Source organism: Ruegeria sp. AH12 (assembly GCF_056541465.1).
Genome location: NZ_JBQFYL010000072.1, coordinates 1 through 1,195, shown reverse-complemented (window position 1 = coordinate 1,195; position 1,195 = coordinate 1). Strand labels below are relative to the sequence as shown.

Here is a 1,195-nt window from a genome sequence, read left to right as displayed (position 1 = left end):
CCGCAAGGCGGCGGATGCCGAAAACGGCCTGATCCGGGGGCAGGGGCTTTGTTACTATATCGAAAGTATTTTGGGAGACCCTTCCGAAGGCGCGAAGATCGAGTTTTGCGAGGACGGAACGGTGAACCTCTATGTCGGCACTCAGTCCAATGGGCAAGGGCACGAGACCGTCTATGCCCAGTTCCTATCGGACCAGACAGGGATTCCTTCGCACCTGATCAATGTTGTGCAAGGCGACACGGACAGGCTGGCGCAGGGCGGCGGGACTGGCGGTTCACGCTCGGTCACGACCCAAAGCAACGCGACACTGGTCACAGTTGATACGATGATCGCCGCATTCACGCCCTATCTTGCGGATAAGATGGGGGTCGAGGAAAGCGATGTGACCTTCGACCATGAAACCTTCCGCGCGCCGGGGTCCAACCTGACCCCCACGCTGACCGAGGCGGCCGAGATGGCGCGCGCTGACGGGCGCACCGATCTGTTGCAGCACGAAGCCCGCGCTACGCTAGATGCACGCAGCTATCCCAATGGTGCACATGTTGCCGAAGTCGTTATCGATTCTTTCACTGGTGAAACATGGGTCGACCGCTACACGGTGGTGGATGATTTCGGCAATCTTATCAACCCGATGCTGGCCGAGGGGCAGGTGCATGGCGGGGTAGTGCAGGGTATCGGCCAAGCACTGACCGAGCATGTTGTTCATGATGCCGAGGGGCAACTGCTCACGGCTTCGTTCATGGACTACGCCTTGCCCCGCGCTGCTGAGATACCCATGATAGAGTTTACCTCGGCGCCGGTTCCGTCAACCGCCAACCCGATGGGGATGAAAGGCTGTGGTGAGGCAGGCACCGTGGGCGCACTGGCCGCAGTGGCGAACGCGGTACAGGATGCGCTCTGGGATCACGGGGTGCGGCAGGCGGATATGCCTTTCACACCTCACAAAGTTTGGGAATTGTTGACGCATGGTTCTGTCGCGGCTGAGTAGAAAGGTACTGGGATGGCTCGGACGGCCTCTGCGGTCCGAGCACTCGGCCGAAACGCGCCACCGCGAACCTGTCAGCCATGTCATCATTCTTGACGGCACCATGTCGACGCTGGAAGCAGGGCGGGAAACCCACGCGGGCCAGACCCTGCGCCTGTGCTGCGAGATGGGCAGCCAGGTTTCGGTTTTCTACGAATCCGGCGTGCAGTG

Annotated in this window: 1 protein-coding gene and 1 pseudogene; both read left to right on the top strand. The window is 60.6% G+C overall.

What is annotated here, in order from left to right:
- Nucleotides 1–988: xanthine dehydrogenase family protein molybdopterin-binding subunit (locus ACR0EL_RS21675; protein WP_480502245.1), on the top strand; the 988-nt coding region annotated here is incomplete at its 5' end.
- A pseudogene (locus ACR0EL_RS21670) lies at nucleotides 966–1,195 on the top strand (DUF2235 domain-containing protein); the annotation flags it as partial. The gene ACR0EL_RS21675 and the pseudogene ACR0EL_RS21670, both read left to right, overlap by 23 nt.